Source organism: Sorangium sp. So ce296 (assembly GCF_051529605.1).
Lineage (GTDB): Bacteria > Myxococcota_A > Polyangia > Polyangiales > Polyangiaceae > Sorangium > Sorangium cellulosum_D.
Map to the genome: position 1 here is coordinate 14,233,390 of NZ_CP150325.1, position 17,380 is coordinate 14,250,769.

Genomic DNA, 17,380 nt, shown 5'->3' on the forward strand with positions numbered 1-17,380 from the left:
GCGCGACGCCAGGCGCCTCCGCCCCGGCCCCGCCCGCGGAACACGCGCGCTTGACATGCATTTGCGTCGGCGGCACGGTGCTTGCGTGGCCGGCTTGGGCTCCTGGGCATCGCTGCGCACCGCCTTTGTGATGGCGGGCGCCACGTTCGTGTTCGTGTCGCTCGCGACCGCGTGCCTCGACTACGCGGGCGAGGAGCTGTTCGACCAGTGCGACACCCCGGCGGCGCCGCTGCCCGGCTCGGGCTCTGGCTCGGGCGCGACCGTCAGCGCCGGCGCGGCCGGCGCGGACGCGCCGGACTGCGGCGCGCCGACGCACGCGCCGGGATCGGGCTCCGGCTCGGGCTCGTGAGCGAGGAGCGGCGCGACCTCGCCGCGCTCGCCGCGCTCGCCGCGCTCACCGCCGCCGCGCTCGCCTCGCGCCTCTGGTTCCGCATCGACCACGACGAGGACATCGACGCGCTCCGGTTCGCGCTCGGCGTCGAGCGGTTCGACGTGGCCTCGCTGCGCCCGCACGCGCCGTACTACCCCGTGTTCATCGCCGCGGCGAAGGGGCTCGCGCTGCTCGGCGCCGCGCCGCGCGCAGCGCTCGCCCTCGTCAGCGCCGTGTCGGGCGCGGCCGCGGTCGCCTTCACCGCCCTGCTGGCGCGCGAGGTCGCCGGGCGGCGCGCCGCGGCGTTCGCCGGCATCCTCGCCCTCGCCTCGCCGTTCTTGTGGCTGTCGTCCGAGAAGCTCCTCAGCGACATGGCCGGCGCCGCGGTGACGACCGCGGCGCTCTGGCTCTGCGCCCGCGGCCGGCGCCTCCGCCGCGCGGCGGAGGACGCGGAGGCCGGGAGCGCCGCGCGCGAGGCGAGCGCCGCGCGCGCGCGCACGGCGGCGCTCGTGCTGCTCGGCGTCGGGCTCGGCGTGCGGCTCTCGTACTTCCCGTTCGCGCTCGCCTGCCTCGCCGTCATCGCCCGCAGCGAGGGCGGCCGCCTCGCGTGGCTCGCGCGCGGCCGCGACCTCGCGACCGGCGCGCTCGCGTGGCTCGTGCCGCTCGTGCTGATCGCGACGCCGCGCGACCTCGTCGCGACGACGTGGGTGCAGGGGCTCGGGCACTTCACCCGCTGGGGCGGGACGGCGATCACCGTCTCGTCGCCGGCCGATCGGCTCCACGGCGTCGTCTGGGGGATCTGGGCCAACGGCCTCGGCGGCGCGTGGCCGGACGCCCCGGCGGCGCGCTGGCTTGGCGCGCCGATCCTGCTCGCGCTCCTCGCCGCGGCCGTGCTCCGCGCCGCGCCGCTCCGGCGGGCCGCGCGCGCGGCGCGGGACCAGCCCGAGCTCTTCGCCTCGGCGCTCGCCTACTTCGTCTGGGCGCTCCTCGGACAGAACATCGCCTTCAAGCCGCGTCACTGGCTGCCGCTCGTCCCGCTCCTGATCGTCGCCCTGGCCGCCGGCGCGGCGGCGCTCTCGCCCGCGCGCTCGCCCGCGTTCCGGCCGGCGGGCGCGGCGCGCGGCCGCGCGCTCCGCTCGGCCGCGCCCGCCGCCCTCGTCGCGGCCCTCGCCGCGCAGTGGCTCGCCGACGCGATCGCCCTCGCGCGCCAGCACCAGGCGCCCTCGCCCGCGGCCGCGATCGTGGGCTTCCTCCGCGACGCCGGCGCCGAGCAGCGCCCCGTGCTCACACGCGACCTCGACCGGATGATCCAGGAGGGCGCGCCCGGCCGGCGGCCGGTGCGCGTCCGCGGCGATGACGAGCTCGTCCGCGCCGTCGAGCAGGCTGGCCCGGGCGGCGCGCTGATCACGAGCGAGGCGCTCTCGCCCGCGGCGCGCGACGCGCTCGCCGGCCGCGGCTACGCGATCTCGATCCGCTTCGCGCGCCCGCGCTCGCGCTACGTCGACGCGCTCTGGAGCGACCTCGCCCTGCTCGAGGCGCTGCCGGCCGGATCTCCGGCGGGCCGAGCGCCCCCGCGCTCGCCGCGCGGCGCGCCGGCCGGCTGAAAACGAGGTTGACCTCCGTTTTCAAGGGCGCGAAGACTCCCGCCCTGCCGAGCGCCTCGCGGGGCTCCCGGTCCTCGTCATGAAAGCGATCTCGTCCCTGTGGCCTCGCTCTGCGGGCGTCGTCCTCAGCGCGCTGCTGCCCCTCGCCGCCGCCGCGCAGCCCGCGCCCGCGCAGCCCGCGCCCGCGCCCGCCGCGCCCGCCGCCCAGCCCGCGCCCGCCCAGCCCGTGCCCGCCCAGCCCGCGCCCGCCGCCCAGCCCGCGCCCGCCCAGCCCGCGCCCGCCCAGCCCGCGCCCGCCGCCCAGCCCGCGCCGGACGGCCCGGTCCTCGACCTCCCGCCCGAGCACGCCGGGCCGCCGCCGGAGCCCCCGAAGCCCGCCGTCGGCCTCGGCGCCGGGCAGGCGCCGGAGCACGAGCTCGTCCGCGGCCTGACCGAGCAGCGGTTCCGGAGCGCCGGCGCGAGCGCGACGAGCACCTCGATCGGCGGCTACGGCGAGGTGCACGTCCGCGGCACCACGACCGGCCGCGAGGGCGAGCGCGCGTGGGTCGCCGACATCCCCCGGCTCGTGCTCTTCGTCGCGCACGAGTTCACGACCGACATCCGGTCCTACGTCGAGCTCGAGGTGGAGCACTCGCTCTCCTGCGCGAGCTGCCCCGGCGCCGCGGAGCTGGAGCAGGCCTACCTCGAGTGGAACGCCGCCGGCCGCGCGCTCGGGCTGCGCGCTGGCCTCGTGCTCGTCCCGATGGGGATCATCAACCAGTGGCACGAGCCCCCGGTGTTCCACGGCGTGGTCCGGCCGAAGGTGGAGACCGTCGTCATCCCCTCGACGTGGCGCGAGATCGCCGTCGGCGCCTTCGGGCAGCCGCTCGACTGGCTGCGCTTCGAGGCCTACGCGATGACCGGCCTCGATCCGCTCGGCTTCCGCGCGGGCGGCCTCGCCGGCGGCCGGCAGAACGGCGGGCTCGCCCGCGCCAACGCGTGGGCCGGCGTCGCGCGCGTCGAGGCCGAGCCGCTGCTCGGCGTCGTCGCCGGCGCGTCGGTGTACGCGAGCGACGCCGGCCCGAACGGCGACGGCAAGTTCTTCCTCCGCGACGGCACCCCGGTCGATCTCTCGGTCCCGGTCCTCGGCTGGTCGCTCGACGCGCGCTGGCGCAGGAGCGGCCTGGAGACCCGGATCCTGTTCGCCCAGTGGCACCTGCCCGAGGCGCGCGCCCTCATGGTCTCGTTCAACCAGAGCGGCGCGCCGAACTTCATCGATCCCACGAGCCCCGTCGCCACCCGGATCCGCGGCGGCTACGTCGAGGCCGCCTACGACGTGCTCCGCCCGCTCGGCGTGGGCCACGAGCTCCTGCCGTTCGCGCGCCTCGAGGCGTACGACACGCAGTCCGCGGTGCCCGAGGGCTACGCCGAGAACGCCTCGTACGGCGTCCGCGAGCTCACGCTCGGGGCCTCGTACCGGCCGACCCAGGGGCTCGTGCTCAAGGCCGACTACCAGCTGCGCGACCGCACCCTCGGGTTCGACCAGACGCAGCTCAACTTCGGGCTCGGCTTCATGTACTGAGCGCGCCGGCCGAGAGCACCGCCATGTCACTCCGCCCAGACGGCGCGGGGCCCGAGCGCCTCGTCGTCGGCGCCGGCATCTCCGGCCTCTACGCTGCCCTGCTGCTCGCGCGCGCCGGCCGGCGCGTGCGCCTCCTCGAGCGCGCGGCGCGCCCCGGCGGCCTCGCCGGCGCCGAGCTGTTCCGCGGGCTGCCGTGCGACCTCGGCTCGCACCGGCTCCACCCCGCCGCCCTCGAGCAGCCGCTCTTCCGGGAGGTGCACGCGCGCTCCCCGTTCCTGTCGCGCCCGCGCCGCGGCGTGCTCGTGCTCGGCGAGCGGCACGTCCCCTACCCCCCGAGCGTCCCGTCGATGCTGCGCGCGCTCGGCCTCCGCGCCGGCGCCGCGATGGGCCTCGGCTTCGTCGCGCAGCGCGGCCGCCGCGCCGCCTTCGCCCGCTGGGAGCACGACCGCGCGATCGCCGGCGAGGACGTCGGCTTCGAGCGGTTCGTGCGCGAGCGCGTCGGCGCCGCGGCCTACGCGTCGTTCTACCGGCCCTACGCCGAGAAGGTCTGGGGCATCCCGCCGTCCGAGCTGTCCCAGACCGTCGCGAAGAAGCGGATCAGCACCACCAGCCCGCTCGCGCTGTTCCGGGGGCTCGCCCGCGACCGCGGCGGCGCGGCCGCGGACCTCGCGCGGTTCGTCTACCCGCCGGCCGGCATCTCGTCGCTCATCGCGTACCTCGAGGCCCGGCTCGCGGAGGCCGGCGTCCGGGCCGAGTGCGGCGCCGCCCTCGACGCGGCCGGGGTGGCCGCGGCCGCCGGCGCGGCGCCGGTCCTGTTCGCGGGCGACCTCGCGGATCTCGTGCCCGACGCGCGCCTCGAGCACCGCGGCCTGTACCTCGTCTACCTCGCCTACCCGCGCGCGCGGCTCGGCGCGCCCGAGACGTACTACTGCCCCGACCCGCGCTTCTGGTTCGGCCGCGTCTCCGAGCTGCAGAACTACGCGCCCGATCTCCGCCGCCCGGGCGAGACGGTGCTGTGCGTGGAGATCCCGGAGGGCGCCTGGGGCCGCGGGCGCGACTTCGCCTCGGGCCGGCCGCTCGCGGCGCTGCTCGATCAGCTCGTCCGCGCGGGCATCGCCCCGCGCGGGGTGGCGCCGATCGAGGCCCGGCAGCGCTTCGTGCCCGGCGTCTACCCGCTCTACCGGCGCGGCTGGCTCCAGGACTGGCGCGCGGCCATGCGCCGCGCCGCCGCGCTCGGCGCGCTCCCCTTCGGGCGGCAGGCGCTCTTCCTGCACTGCAACCTGGACCACTGCGCCGCGATCGCGGCCGACGCGGTGGCCCACGTCGAGGCCGGCCGCAGCCCGGAGGCGTGGGTGCTGAGCGCCGAGCGCTACCTCGACGTGCAGGTGCGCGACTGAGGCACGCGCGCCGCGGGATCCAGCGGATCCCGCGGCCCAACGCTGTTGACTTTGACTTTCACGAATGACAGTTTCCTCGGAGTCTTGATGCGTTCTTCCGGCCTCCGCACCGCCCACTTCGCCGCCGCTACGGCCCTCGCGTTCGCGCTGGCGGCGCTCCCCGCGCACGGCGCGACGTACTGGACGGTCCCTGCCGTCCTGAAGAGCTTCTTCGCGAGCTCGAAGAAGGTCGGTTACCGCAAGGTCGTCCTCGGCGACGCCGAGGCGCAGGAGATCGGCAAGAAGCTCGGGGCGCCGGTCAAGCGCGAGTGGGTGGTCTACGTCGCGGAGTCGGACGGCAAGACCGACGGCTATGCGATCAAGGACGAAGAGAAGGGGATGCACGAGCCGATCGACTTCGCCGTGAAGTTCTCGACGGCCGGCGCGGTGGAGCGGATCGAGATCCTCGAGTACCGCGAGGCGTACGGCGACGAGGTCCGCGGCGATCGCTTCCGCGCCCAGTTCCAGGGCAAGACGGCGAGCGACCCGATCACGGCGGGCAAGGACATCGACATCGTGTCGGGCGCGTCGATCTCGTCGCGCTCGGTCGCGCTCGGCGTGAAGCGCGACGCCCTCGTCCTCCAGCTCGCGCTCAAGCGCGGCGCCCTGTGAGGGATTTCACCGCGGCGGCGGGGCGGCTGCGGTCGCTCTCGCTCGGCGCGAAGCTCCTGTACACGGCGTTCGCGGTCGCCTCGATCGTCGGGCTGCTCGTGTCGTGGCGCCTCTACGGGGCGATGGTGCAGGACGCGGGCGCCGCCGCGTACTACGCGGGCGCGCCGGCCGCCGCGCCGCCGCCCGCGCCCACGCAGGCGCCCGCCGCGGCCGACGGGCCGGCGCTCGAGCTCGGCCCGGAGCTCGAGCTCCCCGCCGCGACGGAGCCGCCGCGGGTCCTGGTCGAGCAGATCTCCGAGCGGAAGCTGCTGGAGGTGACGCATTTCCACCTCTTCTCGGTGCCCGTCTACGTCTTGATCCTAGCGCACCTCTGGCTGCTCGCGCGGCTGCCGGCGTGGCTGCACACCGGGGGCGTGGCGGCGGCCGTCGTCACGAGCGGGCTGCACATCGCGGCGCCGTGGCTCATCCGGAGCGCGCCCGGCGCCGCGGCGCTGATGCCGATCTCGGGCGTGGCCATGCTGCTGTCGCTCGGCGCCATGGCGGTCGTCTCGACCGTGGACATGTGGCTGCCGAGGCGATCGCGGCGGGGCGAGGCGGCGCCGCTCGACGACGCGCGGTAAGGCGGCGCCTTCGCCGCCGGCGACGCGGCCCGACGCTCGGGCATGACGGTGTCCCAGGGATCCTTCGTGAGCCGGTGAGTGTACGTCGTCGACACGGGTGTTCTCCCCCTTGCCTCGTTGCACCCTGTCCGGCGGAAGCGGGATCGCCACGCTCATCCCATCTCCGCCCGGAGAGCGCGCCCCACCGCCGAGCCGCGGGCGGCGGAGCGCGCCGCCGAGTCCGTTCCTTCCATGAAACAGAGTGTTGCGAGAGAAAGGCAGAGCGGCGCCGCGGCTCGACAGCGCTCGCTCTCGAACGGTTCGGCGGGGGCCTGAGCCGGAGGGCGCCAGTTCAGGAGTACCCGGCGGACAGAGGAGCTCCAGGCCGGGCGCTGCCCGGCGCGCTGCGGCCGTAGGACAGAGCCGGTACGGGGGAGCTCACCACCTCTGTACCGCTTCACCGGTGTCGAGGTTGGGGCGTTGGCTCAGGACCCCTGCCGAACCCACTCCAAGGTGGAAACACCGCTCGCGGGGTGTCAACGCCCCCGCGCCGCCTCAGCGCCGGATCGCGCTCCGCTTCAGCCACCGGGACGTGAGCGACCAGGCGAGATCGAGCACGTCCTTGCTCTCGAACGGCTTGCTCAGCAGCCGGAGCTCGGGCCGCTTCAGGCGCCGGATCACGTCGTGCCACGAGTAGTCCGAGTACGCGCTGCAGATCACGGCCTCGATGTCCGGACACTCGGCCCAGATCCGCTCGATCGTCTCGATGCCGTCCCAGCCCGGCGGCATCCGCATGTCCACGAACATCAGCGCATAGGGGCGGCCGACCCGCTGCATCCGCCGGACCCTCTCCAGCCCCTCCTGGCCCTGGCAGGCGCCGTCCACCTGGAACGTGCTCCTCGGGACCGCCGCCGGCGCCCCGAAGATCGCCGCGTCGAGGGCGTCGAGGTCCGCCGATGTCCCCACATCCGGGCACAGGAGCTTCTGAAAATCGCGGTGGATCGCGGGGTTGTCGTCGATGACGAGGACCCTCCGGACCTCGTTCCCGCGCGCGGAGTCAGGCCCCGTCCACGCGGCGGGCGGCGGCTGCGTCAGGAAGCGCGGCGGACCTCCTTGGCTCATCGTCGCGAGCGTGGGACCGAGGAGCTTGCCGTGATGACTCGTCATTGAAAAGGTCCACCTCTGCTCGATGCGAGCCAGTCCATCCCAGCGTACGTTCGAAGAGCAGGCGAGCAGCAGACAGCGTGTCTACGAGATCGGCCCTGCTGGCCGGGTGCGTGAGGGCGAGCGAGCAGCGAGGCCCCCGCCGACAACCGACCGAATCGCTCTTGCCCCGCTCGCCGCCGGAGAAGCGGCCCCGCCAGGACAAGGCTCCCCCCTCGACGCGTTCGCCCCGGGTGAGTCGAGGAGCCCTTTCCGTTGCGGAAACTCCTTAGTAAAGAAATTTGTCAATTCGTGCAAGCCGGTTTCGTGCACGACATCTTGCTCGCCCGGGGCCGCTGTGCAGTGCGCCTGCCTCGGAGCACGGACAACGGAACGAGAGAGAACGGCGCAGCCAAGCGCGGAGAATGCTCCGACCTGGACGGACAATCGATCTCGGTCGCGGTAGAAAAAGGAGAGGGCGAGATGAGCCGGCCGCCTCGCGAGGGCCGGCGGCGGAGGAGCGCGGCGGGATGTCGGCCGTCGCTTCTCTGCCGTCGGTTGCCGTCGGTTGGCGTCGGCGCCGCGCGCCGCGCGCCGGGTGCGGCGTCAGGGCTACGCGTCGCGCTCGGGGATGAGCCAGAGCACCCCGAGCGGCGGGAGCGTCAGCTCGATCGACTGCGGGAACCCGTGGCAGGGGATGTCCTCGACCTCGACGCGACCCATGTTGCCCACGCCGCTGCCGCCGTACTCGGTGGCGTCGGTGTTGAGCACCTCCAGGTAGGCGCCGCGGCGCGGGACGCCGATGCGGTACGGGCGGCGCGGGACCGGCGTGAAGTTGCCGATGAACACGACGTGCAGGCCCGACGGCGACATCTGGTCTCCCGCGCCGTCCCCGTAGCGGATGAACGAGATCACGGTCTGCAGGTTGTCGGTGCAGTCGATCCAGCGGAAGCCGTGGTGCTCGTCGTCGAGCTCGTACATCGCCGGATACTTCTTGTAGAGCGCGTTGATGTCGGTCACGAGCCGCTTGAGCCCGGCGTGGGCGGGCACCGCGAGCAGGCCCCAGTCGAGCTCCGTCTTCTCGCTCCACTCGGCGAACTGGCCGATCTCGCCGCCCATGAAGAGCAGCTTCTTGCCCGGGTGCGCCCACATGTAGCCGTAGAGCGCGCGCAGGTTCGCGAGCATCTGCCAGTAGTCGCCCGGCATCTTCGAGAGCAGCGACCGCTTGAGGTGGACGACCTCGTCGTGGCTCAGCGGCAGGAGGAACTTCTCCGAGAAGGCGTAGATGAGCCCGAACGTGAGCTGGTGGTAGTGGAACGCGCGGTGGACCGGCTCGTGCTTGAAGAAGTCGAGCGTGTCGTGCATCCACCCCATGTTCCACTTGAAGTCGAAGCCGAGCCCGCCGACGTACGTCGCGTGCGTCACCGACGGCCAGGCGGTGGACTCCTCCGCGCACAGGATCGCGCCCGGGAAGCGCTCGTGCACCCGGTTCGACAGCTCCCGGATGAAGTCGATCGCCTCGATGTTCTCGCGGCCGCCGTACCGGTTCGGCACCCAGTCCCCGCCCTGCGCGGCGTAGTCGAGGTAGAGCATCGACGCGACCGCGTCGACGCGCAGGCCGTCGATGTGGAACTCGTCGAGCCAGTAAAGGGCGTTGGCGACGAGGAAGTTCCGCACCTCGTGCCGGCCGTAGTTGAAGATGTACGTGTTCCACTCGCGGTGCTCGCCGAGGCGCGGGTCGAGGTGCTCGTAGAGCGCCGTGCCGTCGAACCGGCCGAGCGCCCACGCGTCCTTCGGGAAGTGCGCCGGGGTCCAGTCGAGGATCACGCCGATGCCCTTCTGGTGGCACCGGTCGACGAAGTAGCGGAAGTCGTCGGGATCGCCGTAGCGGCTGGTCGGGGCGTAGTAGCCCGCCACCTGGTAGCCCCACGAGCCGTCGAACGGGTGCTCCATGATCGGCATGAGCTCGATGTGCGTGAAGCCGAGCTCGGCCACGTAGTCGACGAGGTGGTCGGCGAGCTCGCGGTAGGTCATCCAGCGCATCCCGTGCTCGTACGGCGGGCCGTCTTCGTGCACGCGCCGCCAGGAGCCGGGGTGGACCTCGTAGATGGCGATCGGCTTCTTGCGCGAGTCGAGCTGGCCGCGCGTCCGCATCCACTCGCCGTCCTGGAACGCGTAGCGGCTCGTCGTGACCCGCGAGGCGGTCGCCGGCCGGAGCTCCATCGCCTGGCCGAGCGGGTCGCTCTTCACGGTGATGTGCCCCTCCGGGGTCTTGATCTCGTACTTGTAGAGCGCGCCGTCGCCGACGCCGGGGAGGAAGAGCTCCCAGAAGCCCTCGCCCATCCGGCGCATCGGGTGCCGGCGGCCGTCCCAGTGGTTGAAGTCGCCGACGACGCTCACGCGGCGCGCGTTCGGCGCCCAGACCGCGAACGACGTCCCGGAGACGCCGTCCACCTCGCGCACGTGCGCGCCGAGGACGCGGTAAAGCTCCCAGTGCCTCCCCTCCGCGAGGAGATGGCGGTCGATGTCGCCGAGCGTGGGCGGCATGCCGTACGGATCGCGCTCGACCGAGGCGTTGCCGTCCGGGTAGCGCAGCTCGATCCGGTAGAGGAAGCGGCCGTCCTTCGGGTAGGAGACGCCGGGGAAGCGCGCCTCGAAGAGGCCCGCGGGGTGGATGCGCTCCGTGGGCTGCTTCGGGAGCGAGGGGTCGTCCGGGAGCACCGCGATCTCGGTGGCGTCCGGGCGAAAGACGCGGACCACCAGGTCGTCTTCGTCCTCGTGCGCGCCGAGCACGTGGTGCGGATCCGGGTGCTCCACAGCCGCGATGAGATCGACTTCTCGTTGTTCCAACATGTCGGGGTCCGCCTATACCGGCTCCTCTCGCCGACGTCATGCCGAGAGTCCGCCCGAGACGAGAGCCAGGGTCACCCCGACGAACGCCCGAGCCAAAAGCCAGGGCTCGCCCTACATGCTGCGCGGCCCTCGCCGTCCGGCCTGCCCCTGGCGCAACCGCGGTGTGCTCACCATTTGTCCGCGGCGCAACAGCGGGCGCCGCGGAGGGCGGCGCGCGCGCGCGCTCACCGGGAATCGGCGGGAATCGTCGGGAAATTGAGCAAATGCTCATTTGCTGTACCTTCGCTGGGAGGGTACGGTCCGGGCGCGAGCAGCGGGCCACGGGGGCCATCCGGCGGGTTGCGCGGGGCTCGACAGGTGGAGGGATCGAACATGGGTCAGGTGGTGAGCGAACGCTCGATCGGGGGCAACGGCAGCGGTCCTGGCATGAACGGGCACGGGGGCGCGACGATCCGCAGCTACGCGCCCGCGACCGGGGAACTCCTCGGGGAGGCGCCGAACACGAGCGCCGAGGAGGTGCGGGCCGCGGTGGCCAGGGCGCGGCGCGCGCAGGAGGCCTGGGGCGCGCTGCCGGTCGAGGAGCGCTGCCAGCGCGTCCTCCGCTTCCGCGACGCCATCGTCGACCGGACCGACGAGATCGTCGATCTGCTCTCGCGCGAGTGCGGCAAGCCGCGCCACGAGGCGCTCCTGCACGAGGTGCTGGTCGCGGCCGACATGGCGACGTACTTCGCCGAGATCGCGCCGAAGGCGCTCGAGCCGCGCGAGATCAAGCTCCACCTCTTCAAGCACCGGCGCAGCTTCGTCCACTACGCCCCGCGCGGCGTGATCGGGGTGATCTCGCCGTGGAACTTCCCGTTCCAGCTGGCGCTGCGCGACGTGCTCGCGGCGGTGGTGACGGGCAACGCGGCGGTGCTGAAGCCGAGCGAGGTGACGCCGCTCATCGCGCTCAAGCAGAAGGAGATCTGGGACGGCGCGGGCATGCCGGAGGATCTCTTCCAGGTGGTGACCGGCTACGGGCCGACCGGCGCGGCGCTCATCGACAGCGGCATCCAGATGCTCGTGTTCACGGGCAGCGTCAGCACGGGCAAGCGGGTGGCGGCCGCGTGCGGGGAGCGCCTCATCCCGTGCGTGATGGAGCTCGGCGGCAAGGCGCCGCTCATCGCGTGCGCCGACGCGGACATCGAGCGCACGGCGCAGGCGATCGTCTTCGGCGGCTTCGCGAACGCGGGGCAGGTCTGCGTGGCGGTGGAGCGGGTCTACGCGCACCGCGAGATCCACGACCGGCTGCTCGAGCGCACGGTCGAGATCACGAGGGGGCTGAACCAGGGCGATCCGGGCAAGGAGTTCGTCGACGTCGGCGCGATCATCTTCGGGCCGCAGATCGAGGTGGCCGAGCGGCTCATCAAGGACGCGGTCGAGAAGGGCGCGAGCGTGAGGGCGGGCGGCAAGCGCGCGCCGGGGCAGGGCCAGTTCTTCGAGCCGACGATCCTCGCCGGCTGCGATCACGGGATGAACGTGATGAGCGAGGAGATCTTCGGGCCGGTGGTGCCGTTCATGCAGGTCGCGACCGAGGAGGAGGCGATCCGGCTGGCGAACGAGTCGCACCTCGGCCTGAACGCGTACGTCTTCTCGGAGGACACGGATCACGCCCGCCGGCTCGCCGAGCGCCTGCAGGCCGGCAGCGTGCTGGTGAACGACGTGCTCATGAACGGCGCGCTCCCGGACGCGCCGTTCGGCGGCGTTAAGCAGAGCGGCTTCGGCCGGGTGATGGGCGAGGACGGGCTCCGGCAGATGTGCGACGTGAAGCACATCAACGCGGACCGCGTCGCGCTCGGGTCGAAGGACCCGACGTGGTTCCCCTACACCGAGTCGTCGTACGGCTGGTTCAAGCGCGGCATGCGCGCGCTGTACTCGAGCGGCAGCCTGCTCCGGCGGATCGGGGAGTTGTTCTAGGGCGGGGACGCGGGCGCCGGCTCTTGCGCCGCGCCCGCGTTGTGCCTTCCGACCGCGGCCAGGTGCCAGGCAGGACGGTCGCCGGGCGGGGACGGCGGCCGTTTGGCGACGTGCCAGACGGCGCCCCTTGCTCCCCTGCCCCCTTCCGATCCACGCTGCAGGCATGCCTCGCCCCGACGTCTCGCCGAGCGACCCCATCCTTGCGGCCCTCGATCGCGCGCCGCGTGTGCAGAGGCTCACGCCGGAGCAGCGCGCCGAACTCAAGCAAGACCTCGCCGACATCGCGGCGGGCCGAGCGCGCCTCGTCGCTCACGAGGATCTGCCGCGGGCCCTGGAGGAGCTGGCTCGCGGGCGAGACGGGTGAGCTTCCGCGTCGTCTGGAACTTCCCCGCCCTGGCGACGTTTTACAGCCTGCCGATGCACTCGGCCTTCATGATCGACCGGGCGGTCGTTCGCTTCGCGGAGACGGGTGAGGGCGAGCTCGCGTGGGAGGCGCCCTACCACCTCCTCAGCGCGGGCTTCCACGACGCGGTGCTCGCGATCGATCGCGAGGCGCGGACGATCACCGTGCTCCGCATCTATCGCGTCCGCTGAGCGCGCCTTGGCGCGACAAACGAGTTGAAACCGCTCGAGAGAGCAGAAACTCGAACCGCCAAGGACGCCGGGAACGGCAAGAAGAGGACAAGACCTTCGCGTCTTTGGCGCCTTCGGTTCATCTCTCGGTCGATCACGCGATCGGTGTTCGAGGGCAAGCGCTTCGAAGCCGCCCCCACCGTCGCGCCGCCGCGAGAACAGAGTGCACATCGGCAATACGAGCTGCTGCACCAACACCGATCCTCCCCGTGAGATCTCGGGATGATAGGAAGGGATGCACCAGCCTCTCCACAACACCCATTGGACTGTACCCTCGTCCGTCGCGTCACGCCGCCGCGCGAGGTCCATGGCGACGGCCGCGGTGAGCTCGATCGTGTGATCGCATGTCATCCCCGATCACGGAGCGGGAGCGCGTCCTCGGCCGCGTTCCCCGGCGCGAAGCGGTCGCCCGAATCCGCTCCTCCAGGAGCGCGGGGAACGCAGAGAGACGGCGATGGAGGGGCTTGCGGCGCGGACGAGGGCGGTGGTACCAACCGCCGATGCGTTCCGCCTCCGTTCTCCTGGTTGCATGCTGTCTGTCCGCGAGCGCCTGCGCGCAAAGGGCGCCGCGAAGCGCGGGGCAGGACGCGCACGGGAGCACGGTGGAGGTGGTCGCGAAAGGCGGTGCCTCGTGGGACGGCGCGGCGCTGCCGGCCTACCCGGCGACAGCGCCGGAAGTCACGGTCGTCCGTGTCACGATCCCCCCGCACAGCGCGCTCCCAGTCCACAAGCATCCGTCCATCAACGCGGCCTACATGATCTCGGGCGCCATCACGATCGTAGCGGAGTCGGGCAAAGAGCTTAAGGTGCGCGCAGGGGATGGATTCCTCGAGCTCGTCGACTCCTGGCATCACGGGCGGAACGACGGCGATGAGCCAGCGGTGATTGTGGTCGTTTATGTCGGTTCGCCGGGAGCGCCGCTCACCGTCGAAAAGTAGACGAGTCGCGAGCACGCCGGCGGCCGGGGCAGCGACGCGTGCGAGGGCGTCGAGAGCTCACGCGCGATGGGCCGTCACACCGTCGGCAGCCGGCGCAGGGCCGGTGAGGTCCCCGGCAGGCGACAGAGAAAATAGAAGGATGGGTGACGGAGGACAAACGGAGCGAACCAGATTACCACGCGATCTCGGCGCCCCTCGCCACTCCCGGGCCGCCTCCGCCCGGCTGCCGTGGCCCGCTCCCGCCGGAGGACGCGGCCTGGCCCTCCGGTTCCTTCGCGGTACTCTGGATGGAACATGAACGCGGCAGCGTCGGCGCGAGGACACGACGACGAAGAGGGTAAAGTCGACGCACAGTTCCGCCTGCTCGCCGAGATGCTCCCTCAGATGGTCTGGGCCGCTCGCGGCGACGGAGCATGGGATTACGTCAACGAGCAATGGCGCACGTACACCGCGCTGACGGCGGAGCAGCTGATGCGCGCGGGCTTCGCCGCCGCGGTCCATCCGGACGACGCGGCCCGCAGCGCGGCGGCGTGGCGCGCCGCGGTCGAGCGCGGCGCGCCGTTCGCCGAGGAGCTCCGCTTGCGGCGCCACGACGGCGCATACCGCTGGTTCCTCGCCCGAGGAGAGCCCGTCAGGGACGGCGCCGGCCGGGTAGTCCGCTGGCTCGGGACGTCCACCGACGTCGACGAGCGCAGGCGCGCCGAGGCGGAGGCGCCGCGGCAGGTCGACGACGAGCTGCGCTGGAAGGCGGCCCTCCTCGAGCAGGTCGGCGACGCGGCCTTCGCGCGGGAATTCGAGGACAGCGGCGGGATCGTGTACATCAGCTCGTCCGCGCAGCAGCTCTACGGCTTCTCGGCGCAGGAGGCCCTCGGGCGACCGAGCCACGATCTCCTGTCCGCCGTGTTCCCGGTGCCGCGCCCGGAGATCGAGGCGGCGCTCGAGCGCGACGGGCGCTGGGAGGGCGAGGTGCGGCACACGACCTCGGACGGCCGCGCGCTCCTGGTCGAGTCCCGGATGCAGCTCGTCGAGGGGATGGATCGGCGGCGGCTCGTGCTGGAGACCGCGCGCGACGTCACGGCGCGCAGGAACGCGGAGGAGAGCCTGCGCGAGAGCATGGCGCGCTTCCGGAACATCGCCGATCACGCGCCCGTGGTGATCTGGGTCACGGCCCCTGACGGCTCGTGCATTTACGCCAACCCGCGGTGGCGCGAGCTCACAGGCCAGCCCGAGGCGACCACCCTCGGCTTCGGCTGGCTCGCGACGGTGCACCCCTCGGACCACGAGACGGCGGCGGAGACGTTCCGGCGGGCCACCGCGCGCCGCGAGGCCTTCAGGATCGACTACCGGTTCCGCCGCAGCGACGGCGCGTACCGCTGGTGCATCGACGCGGCCCATCCGTGGATCGGGCCGGACGGCGAGCTCCTCGGCTACATCGGCTCGGTCATCGACATCACCGAGAGGAAGGAGGCGGAGCTGCTCCTGCGCGAGAGCGAGGAGCGGTTCCGCCGCGCCGTGATGGCGACGCCGTTCCCCATCATGATCCACGCCGACGACGGCGAGGTCATCAGCCTGAACCGCGCGTGGACGGAGATGAGCGGGTATGCCCGCGATCAGATCCCCACCCTCGCGGCGTGGATCGAGCGGGCGTACGGGTCGCAGAAAGGCGACGTGAGCGACCTGATCCAGTCCCTCTACGATGCCGACGGCGGCACGGCCGAGCGCGAGCTCCCGATCACCACGGCGAGCGGCGAGCAGCGAATCTGGGCGTTCAGCGCCGCGCCGCTGGGGAAGGACGCGGCCGGCCGGCGACTCGCCATCAGCATTGCCCACGACGTCACCGAGCGGAGGCACGTCGACGAGGCGCTCCGCGAGAGCGAGGCGCGCTTCAGGCAGCTCGCCGACGCGATGCCGCAGATCGTCTGGACGGCGAAGCCGGACGGCAGCATCGATTACTACAACCGTCGATGGTTCGAGCTCGCCGGCGCGGAGCAGTCGGAGGTGGCCGGCGATACCTGGATATCGTTCCTGCACGAGGATGATCGCCAGCGGGTCCTCGACACCTGGTCTCGCTCGGTGGCGACCGGCACTCCCTACGAGATCGAGCACCGCACCGCGTTCCCCGTCGCCCGCGAGCCCCGGTGGTATCTCGTCCGCGCCGTGCCGATCCGGGGAGCCTCGGGCGAGATCGTGCGGTGGTATGGCACCTGCACGGACATCCACGACGCCAAGCTCGCAGAGGCGGCCCTGAAGGAGGCGGACCAGCGCAAGGACGATTTCCTGGCGATGCTCGCGCACGAGCTGCGCAATCCGCTCGGGCCCATTCGCAACGCGGTCGAGCTCCTGCGGCACATGGCCGCGCAGCAGCCGGCGCTCGTGCGGGCGTGCGGCGTGATCGACCGGCAGGTCTCTCACATGGCCCGGCTGGTGGACGACCTGCTCGACGTCTCCCGCGTCGCGCGCGGCAGGATCCAGCTCCGCAAGGAGCGCTGCGACCTCGTGCGCCTTCTCCGGCACACGGCCGAGGATTACCGCAGCACGCTGGAGGCGAGCGGCTTGCGGCTCGATCTGGAGCTGCCGGCGGGGCCGGTCTGGGTGCTCGGCGACCCGACGCGGCTGTCGCAGGCCGTGAGCAACCTGCTGCACAACGCCAACAAGTTCACCGATCCAGGCGGCCAGGTGACGGTCGCGCTGTCGGCGACGCCGGAGAGCTCCGCCGTGGTTCGCATCCGCGACACCGGCATCGGCATGGATCCGGCGACGCTGGCGCGCATGTTCGAGCCGTTCAGCCAGGCCGATCGCAGCCTGGACCGCAGCCGGGGTGGGCTCGGGCTCGGCCTGGCGCTCGTCAAGGGCCTCGTCGGGCTCCACGGCGGCGCGGTCTCGGCCGAGAGCGGGGGAATCGGCCACGGGACGGAGATGGTCCTCTCCCTGCCGATCGAGCGCAGCCCGGATCCGCCGTCGGAGCGATCCGCGCCGCCCTCGAGCGGCTCATCGCAGGCGCTGCGCATCCTGATCATCGAGGACAACGTGGACGCCGCGGAGACCCTGCAGGCGCTCCTCGCCCTGTACGGCTACCACGTCGAGGTCGCGCTGTCCGGGCCTGCCGGCGTGACAGCGGCGCGCTCGTTACGCCCGGAGGTCATCCTGTGCGACATCGGCCTCCCTGGCGGGATGGATGGATATGGCGTGGCCAGGGCCCTGAGGGGAAGCGTAAGCCTCTCATCCCCCTCGCTGATGATCGCGCTGACCGGCTATGGTCAGGAGGAAGATCAGCGCCGGGTCCGGGAGGCTGGCTTCGACATGCACTTCATCAAGCCGATCGATCTGTCGTCTCTCCAGCGGATCCTCGCGTCGCTCACGACATCACCCGCGTGATCCCGTGCGCGCCTCATGGCGGTGCGAACGACGCCCCCCAAACCAACGTAAGCGCCGGCGGGGGGCTGTGCGCGGCGGCGCGCGGGTGGGCGCGGCGAGCACCGAACGAGGTGCCATAAGCTCTCAGGGGGCTCTACGTCTCAGGCGCGCCTTGTGTGGCGCGCGACGAAACGTCCCAGGAGGCATGGCCCGAAGTGAGACATGCCGGGCGGTGTTCTCAGCGCAAGCGCCCTCGTCCCCGCCTCGGCGGATGGCCGAGCGCCCACCCGCGCGCCGCCGCGCACAGCCCCCCGCCGGCGCCCC

General features: G+C 72.7%; 12 protein-coding genes. 10 read left to right on the forward strand and 2 right to left on the reverse strand.

Annotation, left to right across the window (positions count from 1 at the left end):
- Positions 1–94: 94 nt before the first annotated feature.
- The 6 genes from WME98_RS52555 (at position 95) to WME98_RS52580 (ending at position 6,203) form a co-directional block, all read left to right on the forward strand.
- Positions 95–349, forward strand: a complete 255-nt coding sequence (locus tag WME98_RS52555) for a hypothetical protein (RefSeq protein WP_437949083.1) — start codon at positions 95–97, stop codon at positions 347–349.
- Positions 346–1,974, forward strand: coding sequence for a hypothetical protein (locus WME98_RS52560; protein ID WP_437949084.1), 1,629 nt, complete (start codon positions 346–348; stop codon positions 1,972–1,974). The genes WME98_RS52555 and WME98_RS52560 overlap by 4 nt, the downstream gene beginning before the upstream one ends.
- A gap of 79 nt (positions 1,975–2,053) precedes the next feature.
- Positions 2,054–3,535 carry a hypothetical protein gene (locus tag WME98_RS52565; RefSeq protein WP_437949085.1) on the forward strand — a complete coding sequence of 494 codons (1,482 nt, stop codon included), beginning with the start codon at positions 2,054–2,056 and terminating at the stop codon, positions 3,533–3,535.
- A gap of 23 nt (positions 3,536–3,558) precedes the next feature.
- The gene (locus WME98_RS52570; RefSeq protein ID WP_437949086.1) at positions 3,559–4,932 is read left to right on the forward strand and encodes a protoporphyrinogen/coproporphyrinogen oxidase; all 1,374 of its coding nucleotides are present in this window, start codon (positions 3,559–3,561) and stop codon (positions 4,930–4,932) included.
- Between the two features lie 87 nt (positions 4,933–5,019).
- Positions 5,020–5,583, forward strand: a complete 564-nt coding sequence (locus tag WME98_RS52575) for an FMN-binding protein (RefSeq protein WP_437949087.1) — start codon at positions 5,020–5,022, stop codon at positions 5,581–5,583.
- Positions 5,580–6,203 (forward strand): hypothetical protein, encoded by a 624-nt coding sequence (locus tag WME98_RS52580; protein WP_437331352.1) that lies wholly within the window; start codon positions 5,580–5,582, stop codon positions 6,201–6,203. Before WME98_RS52575 ends, WME98_RS52580 begins: the two co-directional genes overlap by 4 nt.
- A 534-nt stretch (positions 6,204–6,737) precedes the next feature.
- Here the strand turns inward: WME98_RS52580 and WME98_RS52585 are convergent.
- Both WME98_RS52585 and glgB read right to left on the reverse strand, forming a co-directional pair.
- Positions 6,738–7,349: a response regulator transcription factor gene (locus tag WME98_RS52585; RefSeq protein WP_437949088.1), complete on the reverse strand. Its 612-nt coding sequence runs from the start codon at positions 7,347–7,349 to the stop codon at positions 6,738–6,740.
- A 588-nt stretch (positions 7,350–7,937) separates the two neighbouring features.
- Positions 7,938–10,178 (reverse strand): 1,4-alpha-glucan branching protein GlgB, encoded by a 2,241-nt coding sequence (gene glgB, locus WME98_RS52590; protein ID WP_437949089.1) that lies wholly within the window; start codon positions 10,176–10,178, stop codon positions 7,938–7,940.
- 372 nt (positions 10,179–10,550) lie between these two features.
- Here glgB and WME98_RS52595 point away from each other — a divergent pair, with 372 nt between their 5' ends.
- The 4 genes from WME98_RS52595 (at position 10,551) to WME98_RS52610 (ending at position 17,077) form a co-directional block, all read left to right on the forward strand.
- Positions 10,551–12,131 carry an aldehyde dehydrogenase family protein gene (locus WME98_RS52595; protein ID WP_437331357.1) on the forward strand — a complete coding sequence of 527 codons (1,581 nt, stop codon included), beginning with the start codon at positions 10,551–10,553 and terminating at the stop codon, positions 12,129–12,131.
- A gap of 360 nt (positions 12,132–12,491) precedes the next feature.
- Positions 12,492–12,725 (forward strand): hypothetical protein, encoded by a 234-nt coding sequence (locus WME98_RS52600; protein ID WP_437604753.1) that lies wholly within the window; start codon positions 12,492–12,494, stop codon positions 12,723–12,725.
- A 641-nt stretch (positions 12,726–13,366) separates the two neighbouring features.
- Complete coding sequence (locus WME98_RS52605; protein WP_437949090.1) at positions 13,367–13,702, forward strand: cupin domain-containing protein; 336 nt, start codon at positions 13,367–13,369, stop codon at positions 13,700–13,702.
- 294 nt (positions 13,703–13,996) lie between these two features.
- The gene (locus WME98_RS52610; protein ID WP_437949091.1) at positions 13,997–17,077 is read left to right on the forward strand and encodes a hybrid sensor histidine kinase/response regulator; all 3,081 of its coding nucleotides are present in this window, start codon (positions 13,997–13,999) and stop codon (positions 17,075–17,077) included.
- Positions 17,078–17,380 lie beyond the last annotated feature (303 nt).